The organism is Streptomyces sp. YKOK-I1 (assembly GCF_054660435.1).
In genome coordinates this window covers 5,741,881-5,755,684 of sequence record NZ_BAAGDR010000001.1, presented here as the reverse complement: position 1 = coordinate 5,755,684, position 13,804 = coordinate 5,741,881, and the positions used below count along the sequence as shown (strand labels likewise).

Below are 13,804 nucleotides of genomic sequence, written 5' to 3'. Positions count from 1 at the left end.
GGGCAGGATTCTCGGCGTCGGTTCCGGTGAGGGAGGGAGCGGGAATCAGAGGCGGGTGAAGCACCACGTTCCGACGGCCAGCGCGACGAGCGCGGCGAGGGTCGCGAGGGTCGCCGATGCGACGGGGCTCACACCCTGGGCCACGGGCTCGCGATGCCGTACCCGGACCGCGGTCCACACCAACAGTGCGCCTCCGAACAGGGCGAACACCATCCCCGCGAAGATCGCCGGCCCGCTCTCCATGATCGCCCCGCCCCTTTTCTCCCACCCGCGCGTGCATCGCCCTGGGGAGACTGACACGCGCGGGCGGCGCCGGGACGAACCCGAGGTGAACGACAGACCTCCGGACGGGGGCGACGGGCCGCCGCCGGGCACCCGGCCAGCCGTCCCGACTGTCTCTCCCCCGCCCCGGGGAAGGCGCCCCGGACTGCGACGGGCCTCACACCGGAACCGGCACGGGCATGTTCTTGTCACTCTTTTTGCCGAGCACGACTGCCCGGCCGACGCCCGCCACCGAGGATGTTGGCCGGTTTCCCCTCCTGGGGCGGGGCGAGCGACGGGTCCTGGGGCGGGGCGGTCGACGGGCGGTGGTGCTGGGCGGTCGGCGGGGTGCCGGCGCTAGGCGGGGTGCCGGTGCGAGGCGGTCGGCGGGCGGCGGTGCTAGGCGGGTGCCGGTGCGGGGCCCGGTGGGGGGGTGGGCGGCGGGTCCCGGTGCTGGGCAGGTGGCGGGTGGGTTCACCGTGCCGGTTCCAGGAAGCCCTGTTCCACCAGTAGGCGGATCTGGGCGGGGGTGCGGTCGCGCAGGGACACCGGGTCCTCGCCGACCAGTTGGGCGATGGCGTCCAGGATGCGGCCCGCGCTCAGCGAGCCGTCGCACACGCCCGCGAAGCCCGCGCCGACCGTGTCCACCTTCGTGGCGCGGCGCATCCCGCGGTGCTGGCGCAGCACGACGTGCTCCGGGTCCTCGGCGCCGGGCATGCCGACCTGCTCCTGGACGATCTCGCCGACCAGCCTGAAGTGCCCGGCGAGCAGGGCCGCGTCGTCGTGCGCCCGCAGGTAGTCGAGCCGTTCGAAGTGCGCGCGGACCGTGTCGCCGAGCGGCTGTTCGACCGGGTGCGGCCACTCCTCGACGGTGATGACGGGCTCCGCCGCCGCGGTCCTGCGCAGGGTGATCCAGCCGAAGCCGACGGCCTTCACCTTGCGCGCCTCGAACTCGTCCAGCCAGGCGTCGTACCGCGCCTGGTACTCGGCCGGGTCACCCCGGTGCTCGCCGGCGTCCCTGAGCCACAGCTCGGCGTACTGCGTGACGTCCTGGACCTCGCGCTGGACGATCCAGGCGTCGCACCCGCGCGGCACCCACGACCTGAGCCGGTCCTGCCAGTCCTCCCCCTCCACGTGCTGCCAGTTGGCGAGGAACTGCGCGAACCCGCCCTCGGTCAGCCGTTCCCCCGCTCCCTGAACGAGCGAGCGGCACAGATCGTCCCCGCCCATCCCGCCGTCCCGGTACGTCAGCCGGGCGCCCGGCGAGATCACGAACGGGGGGTTGGACACGACGAGGTCGTACCGCTCGTCGTGGCGGAGCGGCTCGAAGAGGGAGCCCTCGCGCAGATCGGCGGCCGGAGCGCCGGACAGGGCCAGGGTGAGCGCGGTGATGTGCAGGGCGCGCGGGTTGAGGTCGGTCGCCGTCACGCGCGTGGCGTGCCGGGCGGCGTGCAGCGCCTGGATGCCGGAGCCGGTGCCGAGGTCGAGGGCCGACGACACGGGCGTACGGACGGTGATGCCGGCGAGGGTCGTCGAGGCGCCGCCGACACCGAGGACGACTCCCTCGTCGCGGCTGCCGATGCCGCCGGCGCCGCCGACCGCGCAGCCCAGGTCGGAGACGATGAACCAGTCCTCGCCGTCCGGGCCGCCGTACGGGCGCACGTCCACGGTCGCGGCGACCTCGTCGGCGCCGACCCGGGTCAGCCAGCCGCTCTCCACGCACGCGTGCACCGGGAGGAATTCCTCCACGCGTGCGTGCGGCACGGGCTGCTGGAGCAGGAAGAGACGGACGAGCGTCTCCAGTGGCGTGTCCCCGCGGGTGGCCCGGAGGGCGGGCACGGTCTCGCTGCGCGCCAGGGCGGCGTACGCGGGGGCGCCGAGCAGATCGAGCAGGCCGTCGGCGGTGAAGGAGGCCGCGAGCAGGGCCTCCCGCAGTCGTGCGGCCACGTCGGGACGGTCGGCGGAGGGCAGGGGGGACAGGGTGGCGTCACTCACGCCCCCATTGTCCCCGCTCCCCCACTCGTTGTCCCCGTCCGGTTCAGCCACCGGCCCCCGGAATCACCGCGCGAACCTGGACGTGTCGTCGCACGAGCCTCGGCCGTCGCCACGCAAGCCCGGATCGATCGTCCCGCGAGCCTCGGACATCCCCGCGACGCCCGTCAGCCCGTCACGGCGCGAGCACGGACTCGCCTCCGGGCGCCTCGGCCGGCACGGCGTGCGCCTGAGTCGTCCCTCTGCGCGGATCAGCTCGTCGTCGCGCGCGGATCAGCTCGTCGTCGCGCGCGCCTCAGCTCGTCCCGCGCGAGCCTCAGCTCGTCGCCGCGCGGGCCGACGCGGATGCCGCGACCTTCTTGCAGCTGTCCTGCTTGGCCATGGCGTCCTTGACGTCGCCCTGTTCCAGGTTCTTCAGCGCGGTGTTGCCGGTCTGGCTGAGGGTGCCGAGCTGGGTGGCGATGTCCGCGAGGCCGTCGGCGAACTTGGCCTGGTCCTTGGTGTCCAGCGCGTCGACCGACTTCTTCAGGTCGGCGTAGGAGGTGGAGAGCGTGTTGAGCGCCGCGACGGCGTCCTTCTGCTTCTTCGCGCCCCCCTCGACCCCGGGCGGAGTGCCGGCCTTCTGGACGGCCTGGGCGAGCGCCGCGTACGCGTCGGACATGTCCTGGAACGCCTGCGAGTCGGTCTTCTGGACGTTCGCCGGGGCGTTGTTGTCCGTGGCGGCCTGCTTGATCGCGGCGTTGGCGGCGTCGACCTTGGCGTCCTGCGCCGGCAGCGCGTCGCAGACGCTCTTGGCCCAGGCGTCGAGCTCCTTGTTGCCTTCGTCGCTGCTGCATCCGGACAGCGCCAGTACCAGTACCGCACCGCCGGACAGTGCGGCCGCGAGCTTCTTGTTCACCGGTTTGGTCCCTTCCATGGCCCTCGGCCCCGGAACATACACGCCCACCGGTCGACTACCCCAGGTCGAATATCCACTCCATGGTGTTTTGAAGCCATTTGCACCAGGAGAGAGAAGGCTCACGGCCCCGGCACACGCACAGCACAGCGGGCGGGCGGCGCGTCAACACGCGCTGCCCGCCCGCTCCTTGAACAGGACCCCGACGGCCGGTCTACGAAACCACCGCGGGATCGGCCGACTTGGACGACCGGTCGGCGTTCTCCTCGTCCCCCACGGCGATGCCGCGCCGCTTGGAGACGTACACCGCGCCGACGATCACCGCGAGCGCGAGGACCGCGATCATGATCCGTACGCCGATGTTCTTGTCGTCGCCGTAGCTGAACTTGATCACGGCCGGCGCGATCAGCAGGGCGACCAGGTTCATGACCTTGAGCAGCGGGTTGATCGCGGGCCCGGCGGTGTCCTTGAAGGGGTCGCCGACGGTGTCGCCGATCACCGTGGCCGCATGGGCCTCGCTGCCCTTGCCGCCGTGATGGCCGTCCTCGACGAGCTTCTTGGCGTTGTCCCACGCGCCGCCGGAGTTGGCGAGGAAGACCGCCATCAGGGTGCCCGCGCCGATCGCGCCCGCGAGGTACGCGCCGAGCGCGCCCACGCCGAGCGTGAACCCGATGAAGATCGGTGCCAGCACGGCGAGCAGTCCGGGCGTGGCCAGCTCGCGCAGGGCGTCCCGGGTGCAGATGTCGACGACCTTGCCGTACTCCGGTGTCTCGGTGTGGTCCATGATCCCGGGGTGCTCGCGGAACTGCCGCCGCACCTCGAACACCACCGACCCCGCCGATCGCGAGACCGCGTTGATCGCCAGCCCCGAGAAGAGGAAGACGACCGCCGCGCCCGCGATGAGGCCGACCAGGTTGTTGGGCTGCGAGATGTCCATCATCAGGTTCATCGGCGCGCCGGGCCCGGAGAGTTTCTCCCCGACGTCGTTCGCGCCGGTCGTGATCGCGTCACGGTACGACCCGAAGAGCGCCGACGCCGCGAGGACGGCGGTGGCGATGGCGATGCCCTTGGTGATGGCCTTGGTGGTGTTGCCGACCGCGTCGAGGTTGGTGAGCACCTGCGCGCCGGCGCCCTCGACGTCGCCCGACATCTCGGCGATGCCCTGGGCGTTGTCGGAGACCGGCCCGAAGGTGTCCATGGCCACGATCACGCCGACCGTGGTGAGCAGGCCGGTGCCGGCCAGCGCGACCGCGAACAGCGCCAGCATGATCGACGTACCGCCGAGCAGGAACGCCCCGTACACGCCGAGGCCGATCAGCAGGGCGGTGTAGACGGCCGATTCCAGACCGACGGAGATGCCGGCGAGGACGACCGTGGCGGGGCCCGTCAGGGACGTCTTGCCGATGTCCCGGACCGGGCGGCGGGTGGTCTCGGTGAAGTAGCCGGTCAGTTGCTGGATGACGGCGGCCAGGAGGATGCCGATCGCCACCGCGACGAGGGCGAGGACGCGCGGGTCACCGTCCTTGCCGATGATCGCCTGGTCGGTGACCCCGTCGAGGTCGGCGTACGTGCCGGGCAGATAGACGTACACGGCGACGGCCACCAGCACGAGCGAGATCACCGCGGAGACGAAGAAGCCCCGGTTGATCGCGGACATACCGCTGCGGTCGGTGCGGCGCGGGGCGACGGCGAAGATGCCGACCATGGCCGTGAGCACACCGATCGCGGGCACGAGCAGCGGGAACGCCAGCCCGAAGTCGCCGAAGGCCGCCTTGCCGAGGATCAGCGCGGCGACCAGCGTCACGGCGTACGACTCGAACAGGTCGGCGGCCATGCCCGCGCAGTCGCCGACGTTGTCGCCCACGTTGTCGGCGATGGTCGCGGCATTGCGCGGATCGTCCTCCGGAATGCCCTGTTCGACCTTGCCGACCAGGTCGGCGCCGACGTCGGCGGCCTTGGTGAAGATGCCGCCGCCGACCCTCATGAACATCGCGATGAGCGCCGCGCCGAGGCCGAAGCCCTCCAGCACCTTGGGCGCGTCGGCCGCGTAGACCAGCACCACGCAGGAGGCGCCGAACAGCCCGAGCCCCACCGTGAACATGCCGACGACGCCGCCCGTGCGAAATGCGATCTTCATCGCCTTGTGGGAGACGGCGGTGAGATCCTTTTCCGGTTCACCGGGCCCCGGGGTGGCTTCCCGGGCCGCCGCGGCGACCCGCACATTGCTGCGCACCGCGAGCCACATGCCGATATAACCGGTGGCCGCCGAGAAGGCGGCGCCGATCAAGAAGAACAATGATCGCCCGGCGCGCTGATTCCAGTCGTCCGCGGGCAGCAACATCAACAGGAAGAACACCACGACGGCGAATACGCCGAGGGTGCGCAACTGTCGGGCCAGATACGCGTTGGCGCCTTCCTGGACCGCTGCCGCGATCTTCTTCATGCTGTCGGTGCCCTCGCCGGCCGCGAGCACCTGGCGCAGCAGGACACCCGCGACCACGAGCGCGGCCAGGGCGACGAGCCCGATGACCACGACGAGGAGACGGTTGCCGTCGGTCAGCACTGCGGCCGCGAAGGTTGTCGGATGGTCCAACCGATGAGGGGTAGAAAGCCCCGCCATTCGTCCTCCTTGACGCTTGGGCTGAGCTCAAGATTGTGGACGGATTGTAGGTACCGGAACCTGATCAAAACAGTGTGCGGTAAACAGAATTCGCCTACACGTCCAGTAATGCCTTCGGCGCATTCTCCGATCACTGAAAGATCGTTGAAAGATCATCGAACGGAGCCATTGATCGTGATTTGATTCACGAAATCCAGGAAGTGATTCCTCGGCTCAAGATTCACTTCCCGGAACGGCTGGGACAACTGTAAGCACGAGGACCCGGGTGGGCGCATGCCGAAGGGCCCCACCGGAGTGGGGCCCTTCGGGTACGAATACGGCGGGAGCGGCTCAGCCGACGGTCGCCGCGGCCGGTGTCCTCGGCCAGGTCATACGGATCAGGCCGCCGTTCTCACCGGCGGTGACCTCCACGTCGTCGACGAGGCCGCTGATGACCGCGAGGCCCATCTCGTCCTCCTCGGCGTCCGCGTCGTCCGCGGCGGAGCCGGGAATCCGGTCTCCGGGGGCGGCGCGCGGCGCCTCGTCGCCGACCTCGATGGAGAACTGCTTCTCCTCCTCGATCAACGCCACCCTCACGGGGGCGGTGATACCGCCACTCTGGTGAAGGCCGACGGCGCGGGTGCAGGCCTCGCCGACGGCGAGTCTCACCTCGTCGAGGACGGCCTCGTCCACTCCGGCCCTGCGCGCCACCGCTGCCGCCACCAGTCGGGCGGTCCTGACGTGCTCGGGCAGCGCGCTGAAGCGGAGTTCAACGGTGGCCATGCGTCCCCCTCGGAACTCGGGCGTGCTGTCGGGGGGCCGGGCTGCCGAAAGCCCGGTCCCCCGGAGTACAACTGGGCCGTCCGGGTCACCGGACCCGGACGGACGGGGTCAGTCGGTGGCTTGGACCGCGTCCTCGACCGAGGTGTGAATCGGGAACACCTTGGTCAGGCCGGTGATGCGGAAGATCTTCAGAATGCGCTCCTGGTTGCAGACCAGGCGCAGCGAGCCCTCGTGGGCACGCACACGCTTCAGGCCGCCGACCAGTACGCCGAGCCCGGTGGAGTCGAGGAAGTCGACACCCTCCATGTCCACGACGAGGTGGAAATTCCCGTCGTTCACCAGCTCGACCAACTGCTCGCGCAGCTTGGGCGCGGTATATACGTCGATTTCGCCACCGACCTTGACGATCGTGCGATCGCCGACGGTCTCGGTCGACAGGGACAGGTCCACGGATCCTCCAGCACCTTGCTATCGAGCGGTCGCCCCTCGGGACACCTCGGCAGAGCCCCCTGGACGGTTCGCCAGCCGCGATGGCATTCAATCACTTACCGGCAGGCGTGCACGACGCCTTGGCTCCATTGTCCGTCACGCCAGTGACACACTCGGTGCCGATGGCCAAGAATCACCGATCCGATCGATCCTCGGCACAGACCGCGCCCCGCCTGTCGCCGGGCGCGCTCCTGGACCGGCTCGCCCCGGGCCCGAGCCGGGCTTCGCGCATCACTCATACGGAGCACTTGCCCCCGCGCGAGGGCCGCCATGCCGTCTGGCCTGACCGGATTCGCCCGGAAGTGATCGCGGCGGTCCAGACCTGCGGAATCGATCACCCCTGGGCCCACCAGGCACGCGCCGCCGAGCACGCCCTGGACGGCGACTCGGTGGTCGTCGCCACGGGCACCGCCTCCGGCAAGTCCCTGGCCTATCTCGTGCCCGTGCTGTCCACTCTTCTGGACGGTTCCGAGGCTCCGAACGGACGCGGCGCGACCGCCCTGTACCTCGCCCCCACCAAGGCCCTCGCCGCCGACCAGCGCCGCTCTGTGAAAGAACTCTCACACCCGCTCGGCAACGCGGTGCGTCCGGCCGTGTACGACGGCGACACGCCGTTCGAGGAACGCGAATGGGTGCGCCAGTACGCCAACTACGTCCTCACCAACCCCGACATGCTGCACCGCGGGATCCTCCCGTCCCACCCCCGCTGGTCCTCCTTCCTGAAGTCGCTGAAGTACGTCGTCGTCGACGAGTGCCACACCTACCGCGGCGTCTTCGGCTCCCATGTCGCCCAGGTGCTGCGCCGCCTGCGCCGCCTGTGCGCCCGCTACGGCTCCTCCCCGGTCTTCCTGCTGGCCTCCGCGACCGCCGCCGAGCCCGCGGTCGCCGCCGGCCGTCTCACCGGCCTGCCGGTGGTGGAGGTCGCCGACGACGCCTCACCCCGAGGTGAACTGGTGTTCGCCCTCTGGGAGCCGCCGCTCACCGAGCTCCAGGGCGAGAAGGGCGCACCCGTCCGGCGTACCGCCACCGCCGAGACCGCCGACCTCCTCACCGACCTCGCCGTCCAGGGCGTGCGCACGGTCGCCTTCGTCCGCTCCCGGCGCGGCGCCGAGCTGATCTCGGTGATCGCCCAGGAACGGCTCGCCGAGGTCGACCGCTCGCTGGCCCGGCGTGTCGCGGCGTACCGGGGCGGCTATCTGCCCGAGGAGCGCCGCGCCCTCGAACAGGCCCTGCACTCCGGCGAGCTCCTCGGCCTCGCCGCCACCACGGCCCTCGAACTCGGCATCGACGTCTCCGGCCTCGACGCCGTCCTGATCGCCGGCTATCCGGGCACCCGCGCCTCCCTGTGGCAGCAGGCGGGCCGCGCCGGGCGGTCCGGGCAGGGCGCGCTGGCGGTGCTGGTCGCCCGTGACGACCCGCTGGACACCTTCCTCGTCCACCACCCGGAGGCCCTGTTCGACCGTCCGGTGGAATCGACGGTCCTCGACCCCGACAACCCCTACGTCCTCGCCCCGCACCTGTGCGCCGCCGCCGCGGAACTCCCGCTGACGGAGGAGGACCTGACGCTGTTCGGCCCGGAGACCGAGACCCTGCTGCCCCAGCTGGAGGCCGCCAAGCTGCTGCGCCGCCGCACGAGGGCCTGGCACTGGACGCGCCGGGAGCGCGCCGCCGACCTCACCGACATCCGCGGGGAGGGCGGCCGGCCGGTGCAGATCGTCGAGGAGGGCACGGGCCGGCTGCTCGGCACGGTCGACGCGGGCGCCGCCCACACCACCGTCCACGAGGGCGCCGTCCACCTCCACCAGGGCCGTACGTACCTCGTCCGCTCCCTGGACCTGGACGACTCGGTCGCCCTGGTCGAGGAGGCCGCGCCGCCCTACACGACCGTCGCCCGCGACACCACCGCCATCGCCGTCCTGGAGACCGACACCGAAATCCCCTGGGGCCAGGGCCGGTTGTGCTACGGCTCCGTCGAAGTCACCAACCAGGTCGTCTCCTTCCTGCGCCGACGGGTCATCACCGGTGAAGTCCTGGGCGAGTCGAAGCTCGACCTCCCTCCTCGTACGCTGCGCACCCGCGCGGTGTGGTGGACGGTCACCGAGGACCAGCTCGACGCCGCCCGCATCAACCCCGAGATCCTCGGCGGCGCCCTGCACGCCGCCGAACACGCCTCCATCGGCCTCCTCCCGCTCTTCGCGACCTGCGACCGCTGGGACATCGGCGGCGTGTCGGTGCCGCTGCACCCCGACACGCTCCTGCCGACGGTCTTCGTCTACGACGGCCATCCCGGCGGCGCGGGCTTCGCGGAGCGCGCCTTCCACACCGCCCGCGCATGGCTCACCGCCACCCGGGAGGCCATCGCCTCCTGCGAGTGCGACGCCGGCTGCCCGTCCTGCATCCAGTCCCCCAAGTGCGGCAACGGCAACGAGCCGCTGCACAAGAGGGGGGCGGTACGGCTCCTCACGGAACTGCTCCGAGAGGCACCGGAGGAGACGACCCCGGGACCGGCCCACGAGGCCCCCGAGGACCACGAGGAGCCGACCCCCACGCTTCGGGAACCCGCGCCTCGGGGACCCGCGCCCCAGAAGCCTGCGCCACGGGGATCCGCCCCTCAGGAGCCCGGGCCTCAGGGACCCGACCCTCAGGACCCTGCGTCTCGGGTGCCGGATGCGGGCCCGGGAGGGGCGATACCGGCCCCGGAGGGCCCGCACGTGCCCTGACCTCGGCCGTGAAGGGTCCCCGGCCCGCCGCCGCGGTCACGTCCGAGATCTCCCCGGCGACGGTGCAGCGCACCAGCCGTACGCCTTGTGCCTCCGCGACCCGGCCCGCCCGGACGCAGGCCCGCTCCTCGCCGTCCGTCCAGTGGTCCGCCGCCGCGAGCGCCGCGAGGTCCGCGCCCCCGGCGGCCCGGTGGCGGACCACGACGGCCTGCCCCAGGGCCAGCACGGCACCGAAGACCACGCACAGCACCGCGATCGCCCCGAGACTCCAGACGGTGGCCGACCCCCGGTCGCCCCGCCCCCGCAGCCACGCCCCGACGGCACCAGCCACCTTCACGGCCCACCCCCACCATCCGGCCCGGCTCCACCGTCCAGCCCGGCCCCGCCGTCCGGCCCGGCTCCCACGCTCTCCTCGGACGCCGCCACCGCCTCCTCCCGTACCTCGAAGGGCAGCCCCCTCAGCAGCGGCGGACTCGCCACGACCACCACGCGCACCTGGTCGCCCTCTCTGCCGACCGTCACCCGCGCCCCGCGCGGTGCCGCCGCACGGGCCAGTTCGACGACCGTCCCGGTGGGGTCCTGCCGGGCCGCCGCGCGGGCGCCGGTCCTGGCCGCGTCCACGCACTGGATCCGGGCCGCCATCACGAGCAACCCCCACACCAGCGCCATCGCGAACACCACCAGCACCGGCAGCACCACGGCCGACTCCGCCGTCACGAAACCCCGGTCCCCACCGAGCCGCCGCCGCTCACATGCCCCCACTGAGCGCCCGCCTCACGATGTCCTGGAGCAGCGCGCCGACGGTGTCACTCGTCACCACCTGGTAGAGGAGCACGGCGAAGCCCACCGCCGCCACGATCCCCATCGCGTACTCCGACGTCACCATTCCGGCGTCCTTGCGGGCGCCCCGCATCCCGCACACCAGGGCACGCAGTCGCGCCCGTACCGCCTTGTACATCTCAACCCCCGTAAGGTTCGGCCCAGTCGGCCTCTGCATGGTCGATCGACCGTTCGATCCGTCGTGTCCCGCTCGGCGCCCTCGGCGCCGGTTCAGCACCTCGTCATCCGCCGCCTCCTCCCATCACCCCGCCCGCGAGCCCGATCACGACCGGTACGACACCGACCGCGACGAAGGCGGGCAGGAAGCAGAGCCCCACCGGCGCGGCGACCAGGACGCCGGCGCGTCGGGCCCTGCCCGTCGCGGCCCGGGTCCACTCGGCCCGGGCGTCCCCGGCGAGCCGGGCCACGGGGCCCGCTGCCGGAATCCCCGTCACGTCGGCCCGTTCCAACAGCCGCGCCAGGGCCGCCGCACCCGGTGCACCGGCCAACCGCCGCCATGCGGTGGCCGGTGCACCGCCCAGCCGTACCTCGGCGGCACCGCGCGCCAGCGCTTCCCCCACCGGCCCGCCGAGGGCCTCGCCCACGGCCTGCGCGGCGATCACCGGGGCGGCGCCCGCCGCGATGCAGGCGGCCAGCAGATCGGCGGCGAGGGGGAGTTGCCCGGCGGCGATCCGCGTGTCGGCCTCGCCAGCGGCTCCCGACGCCCGCTGCCGACCGCGCCACCGCCACAGCCCGGCCGCGCCGGCCACCCCGGCCACGGCCCCCACGACGCCGCCGATCAGCACCCATCCGGCGGCCGCCACCGCCATCACCGGCAGCCAGGCCCCCACGGCGTCCCGCATCCCCGCCCGCGGGACGTCCGGTGCCCGCTCCCGCCCCAGCAGCTCCGCCGCCCTCCCCCGGGCCCCGCGGGCGCGCCGCACCCGCTGCAGCCAGCACACCGGCCACCCGAGGGCCGTCACGATCCCCACGGCCACCCCCAGCCTGTGGACAACTTCCGCGCTCATGGCGCCTCCCTCCTCGTCATCCGCCACTCGTTCGCCCGCACGCCCCTTCACGCCCTCTCCGCGTTCCGCACGATCCACCGCACCCACCACACCCCCGCGCCCTCCAGCAGTCCCCCGGCGAGCAGGCAGCCCAGCCCGGCCAGGCTGTGGAACAGCACCCGCAACGGGTCGGCGCCGAGCGCCGCGCCCAGGAGGAGCCCCAGGGCGGGCAGGCAGGCCAGCATCACAGCGGTGGCGCGTGGTCCCGACAACTGCGCCCGCAGGTCTGCCCGTTGGTCGCGCTCGGCGCGCAACGCCCCCTCCAGGCGGTCGAGTCCGGCCGCGAGGCCCGCTCCCTGGTCCACGGCCACCCGCCAGCACGCCGCCAGCCCCAGCAGTCCGCCGGCCCCGGGCCGCCGTGCGGCGACCGCGAGCGCCCGGGGCACATCGCCGCCGAACCGCGCCGCCGCCAGCACCGCCGCCCGCGCCTCGCCCAGCCCGCCGGAGTCCCGCGCGGCCCGCTGCAACGCCTCCCCTGGCTGCCGCCCGGCCCGCACCTCCCCGGTGAGCGCCGCGCAGAGCGCGATCACGGCGTCCGCCCTGTGCTCCCCGGCCCGGCGGGCCTCTGCGGCGCGCCGCGCCCGGCGCAGCAAGGGGACCAGCGCGGCCCCTACGACGACCGGAAGCGGCGAGGCTCCCAGCACCGCCAGGACCGCCCCGACGACCGGCGCCCACCCCTCGGGCCGCCATCGCGCGCGCAGCCCGCGCAGTCCGCTCAGACCGCGGGTCAGGTCCCGCCAGGCCGGTGGTCCGCTGCCGACCACACCGCCTCCGGCGAGCAGCAACTGCGCCCGCCGGCCCCCGGAGTACGGACCGCCCAGCAGCCACGCCGCAGCCCCGGCACAGGCGACGGCCGCCGCAGTCGACACCTCACCCATCACGTACATCGCTCACCCCACTCCCTTCACCCACCAGGTCATCCACCAGGCCACCCGCCCGGCTTCCACCGCCCGCCCCACCGTTCTCACCCGCGCCGCTTCCGTCGCCGCGCCCGCTCTCCTCGCCGCTCAGCAGCTCCCTCAGCCGCCCCCACCCCCGCTCGTACGCGAACGCGTCCGGCTGCCAGCGCAGTGCCGGCACCGTCCGCACCAGCCCCGTCGGGTCCCGCTCCAGCACGTGCACCTCCGCGATCCGGCGCCGTCCGGCCGGGTCACGGACGAGGTGCAGGACCACCGAGAGCGCGGCCGCCACCTGGCTGTGCAGTGCCGCCCGGTCGAGTCCGGCCGCCGTGCCGAGCGCCTCCAGCCGGGCGGGGACGTCCGCCGCGGCGTTGGCGTGGACGGTCCCGCAGCCGCCCTCGTGGCCGGTGTTGAGCGCGGCCAGCAGATGGACCACCTCCGGTCCGCGCACCTCACCCACGACCAGCCGGTCCGGACGCATCCGCAGGGCCTGCCGCACCAGGTCCTCGAGCGTGACGAGCCCGGCGCCCTCCTGGTTGGCGGGTCTGGTCTCCAGGCGGACCACGTGGGGATGGTCCGGTCGCAGCTCCGCGGAGTCCTCGGCGAGCACGATCCGCTCCCCGGGTCCGACCAGGCCGAGCAGTGCGCTCAGCAGGGTCGTCTTGCCGCTGCCGGTGCCGCCGCTGACCAGGAAGGACAGCCGTGCTCCGAGCAGGGCCCGCAGCACCCGGTCGCCGCCCGGCGGCACGGTGCCCGCGGCCACGAGTTCATCGAGCGTGAACGCCCGCGGCCGTACCACGCGCAGCGACAGACAGGCGCAGCCGACGGCCACCGGGGGCAGCACGGCGTGCAGCCGGGTCCCGTCGGGCAGGCGGGCGTCGGCCCAGGGGCGGGCGTCGTCCAGGCGCCGTCCGGCCACTGCGGCCAGGCGCTGCGCAAGGCGTCGTACGGCCGCGGCGTCGGGGAAGGAGACGGCGGTCAGCTCCAGGCCGCCACCGCGGTCGACCCAGACCCGGTCCGGGGCCGACACCAGGACGTCGGTCACCGAGGGGTCGGCGAGCAGCGGCTCCAGGGGCCCGCTGCCGATCAGCTCGGAGCGCAGTTGCTCGGCGGCCCCGAGCACCTCGGCGTCCCCGAGCACCCGCCCCTGTTCCCGCAGAGCCTGGGCCACGCGCGCGGGCGTCGGCTCGGCCCCGCTCGCGGCGAGCCACTGCCGTACGCCGTCCAGGAGCCCGCCTTCCAGCGCCGGTCCCATGCTCATGCGTGCCGTGGTCACCCGT

The 13,804-nt window shown here is 73.2% G+C and carries 12 protein-coding genes and 1 pseudogene; 1 reads left to right on the top strand and 12 read right to left on the bottom strand.

All coding sequences use genetic code 11. The features are described 5' to 3' along the window. Window positions 1-45: 45 nt before the first annotated feature. The 6 genes from ACYQ8Q_RS25715 to bldG all read right to left on the bottom strand — a co-directional run bounded on the left by ACYQ8Q_RS25715 (window position 46) and on the right by bldG (window position 6,980). A complete protein-coding gene (locus ACYQ8Q_RS25715; protein ID WP_358988753.1) occupies window positions 46-243 on the bottom strand; it encodes a hypothetical protein in 198 nt (65 codons plus the stop codon). 492 nt (window positions 244-735) lie between these two features. Further along, complete coding sequence (locus tag ACYQ8Q_RS25710) at window positions 736-2,256, bottom strand: DUF7059 domain-containing protein (protein ID WP_460068140.1); 1,521 nt, start codon at window positions 2,254-2,256, stop codon at window positions 736-738. A gap of 313 nt (window positions 2,257-2,569) precedes the next feature. Next, window positions 2,570-3,169, bottom strand: a complete 600-nt coding sequence (locus ACYQ8Q_RS25705) for a small secreted protein (protein ID WP_460068137.1) — start codon at window positions 3,167-3,169, stop codon at window positions 2,570-2,572. A 193-nt stretch (window positions 3,170-3,362) separates the two neighbouring features. Next, window positions 3,363-5,768, bottom strand: coding sequence for a sodium-translocating pyrophosphatase (locus ACYQ8Q_RS25700; RefSeq protein WP_460068136.1), 2,406 nt, complete (start codon window positions 5,766-5,768; stop codon window positions 3,363-3,365). A 330-nt stretch (window positions 5,769-6,098) separates the two neighbouring features. Continuing rightward, window positions 6,099-6,530: an ATP-binding protein gene (locus tag ACYQ8Q_RS25695; protein ID WP_460068135.1), complete on the bottom strand. Its 432-nt coding sequence runs from the start codon at window positions 6,528-6,530 to the stop codon at window positions 6,099-6,101. Window positions 6,531-6,638: 108 nt separating this feature from the next. Beyond that, entirely contained in the window at window positions 6,639-6,980 is a 342-nt protein-coding gene (gene bldG, locus ACYQ8Q_RS25690; RefSeq protein ID WP_055636390.1) for an anti-sigma factor antagonist BldG, read from the bottom strand. Window positions 6,981-7,060: 80 nt separating this feature from the next. On the opposite strand from bldG, the gene ACYQ8Q_RS25685 reads away from it, so the two are divergent. Then, window positions 7,061-9,739 carry a DEAD/DEAH box helicase gene (locus tag ACYQ8Q_RS25685; protein ID WP_460068134.1) on the top strand — a complete coding sequence of 893 codons (2,679 nt, stop codon included), beginning with the start codon at window positions 7,061-7,063 and terminating at the stop codon, window positions 9,737-9,739. 40 nt (window positions 9,740-9,779) lie between these two features. Here ACYQ8Q_RS25685 and ACYQ8Q_RS25680 read toward each other — a convergent pair. The 6 genes and pseudogenes from ACYQ8Q_RS25680 to ACYQ8Q_RS25655 all read right to left on the bottom strand — a co-directional run. Beyond that, window positions 9,780-10,070, bottom strand: a pseudogene (locus ACYQ8Q_RS25680) (Rv3654c family TadE-like protein); the annotation flags it as partial. Window positions 10,071-10,072: 2 nt separating this feature from the next. Further along, window positions 10,073-10,501: a TadE family type IV pilus minor pilin gene (locus ACYQ8Q_RS25675; protein ID WP_460068133.1), complete on the bottom strand. Its 429-nt coding sequence runs from the start codon at window positions 10,499-10,501 to the stop codon at window positions 10,073-10,075. Further along, entirely contained in the window at window positions 10,488-10,697 is a 210-nt protein-coding gene (locus ACYQ8Q_RS25670) for a DUF4244 domain-containing protein (protein ID WP_460068132.1), read from the bottom strand. Before ACYQ8Q_RS25670 ends, ACYQ8Q_RS25675 begins: the two co-directional genes overlap by 14 nt. Before the next feature lie 103 nt (window positions 10,698-10,800). Continuing rightward, a complete protein-coding gene (locus tag ACYQ8Q_RS25665; protein WP_460068130.1) occupies window positions 10,801-11,586 on the bottom strand; it encodes a type II secretion system F family protein in 786 nt (261 codons plus the stop codon). A gap of 47 nt (window positions 11,587-11,633) precedes the next feature. After that, the gene (locus ACYQ8Q_RS25660; protein WP_460073487.1) at window positions 11,634-12,503 is read right to left on the bottom strand and encodes a type II secretion system F family protein; all 870 of its coding nucleotides are present in this window, start codon (window positions 12,501-12,503) and stop codon (window positions 11,634-11,636) included. Next, the gene (locus tag ACYQ8Q_RS25655) at window positions 12,496-13,785 is read right to left on the bottom strand and encodes a TadA family conjugal transfer-associated ATPase (RefSeq protein WP_460068129.1); all 1,290 of its coding nucleotides are present in this window, start codon (window positions 13,783-13,785) and stop codon (window positions 12,496-12,498) included. Before ACYQ8Q_RS25655 ends, ACYQ8Q_RS25660 begins: the two co-directional genes overlap by 8 nt. Window positions 13,786-13,804: the final 19 nt, after the last annotated feature.

Excerpts from the sequence above, each read along its gene's own strand:
- ACYQ8Q_RS25715 (WP_358988753.1), bottom strand. The coding sequence starts at position 243 with ATGGAGAGCGGGCCGGCGATCTTCGCGGGGATGGTGTTCGCCCTGTTC.
- ACYQ8Q_RS25705 (WP_460068137.1), bottom strand. The coding sequence starts at position 3,169 with ATGGAAGGGACCAAACCGGTGAACAAGAAGCTCGCGGCCGCACTGTCC.
- ACYQ8Q_RS25700 (WP_460068136.1), bottom strand. The coding sequence starts at position 5,768 with ATGGCGGGGCTTTCTACCCCTCATCGGTTGGACCATCCGACAACCTTC.
- ACYQ8Q_RS25695 (WP_460068135.1), bottom strand. The coding sequence starts at position 6,530 with ATGGCCACCGTTGAACTCCGCTTCAGCGCGCTGCCCGAGCACGTCAGG.
- ACYQ8Q_RS25685 (WP_460068134.1), top strand. The coding sequence starts at position 7,061 with ATGGCATTCAATCACTTACCGGCAGGCGTGCACGACGCCTTGGCTCCA.
- ACYQ8Q_RS25670 (WP_460068132.1), bottom strand. The coding sequence starts at position 10,697 with ATGTACAAGGCGGTACGGGCGCGACTGCGTGCCCTGGTGTGCGGGATG.
- ACYQ8Q_RS25665 (WP_460068130.1), bottom strand. The coding sequence starts at position 11,586 with ATGAGCGCGGAAGTTGTCCACAGGCTGGGGGTGGCCGTGGGGATCGTG.
- ACYQ8Q_RS25660 (WP_460073487.1), bottom strand. The coding sequence starts at position 12,503 with ATGGGTGAGGTGTCGACTGCGGCGGCCGTCGCCTGTGCCGGGGCTGCG.
- ACYQ8Q_RS25655 (WP_460068129.1), bottom strand. The coding sequence starts at position 13,785 with ATGAGCATGGGACCGGCGCTGGAAGGCGGGCTCCTGGACGGCGTACGG.